Annotated in this window: 1 protein-coding gene; it reads right to left on the bottom strand. The window is 66.1% G+C overall.

All coding sequences use genetic code 11. The annotated features are described in order from the left end of the window. The coding region (locus tag SB764_RS43255) for an integrase arm-type DNA-binding domain-containing protein (protein WP_410867202.1) at positions 1 to 248 on the bottom strand (248 nt) is incomplete at both ends.

Genomic DNA, 248 nt, shown 5'->3' with positions numbered 1-248 from the left:
CAGCGCTGGGCTACAAGATGGAAGGCGCCTTCGGCGGCGCGTTTGCGGGCGATGGACTCGGCCCGGCGATGTTCGACCGGATCGGTGCCTTCGCGCACAAGATTGCGCGCGGCAGTGGCCGACCGTCGGGCATCAACGAGGGTGATATCGGGGTAGGGGCCGAGGCTGAGGAAGTTCTCCTTGCCCGTACTCGGTCGTCGATAGCGGAACAGCCAGGTTTTGCTGCCGTCCGGCCAGATGCGCAAGGC

This window comes from Paraburkholderia sp. SIMBA_027 (assembly GCF_046535315.1).
In the GTDB taxonomy this organism is placed as follows: Bacteria; Pseudomonadota; Gammaproteobacteria; order Burkholderiales; family Burkholderiaceae; genus Paraburkholderia; species Paraburkholderia tropica.
This window is presented reverse-complemented; position numbering and strand designations above follow the sequence as displayed.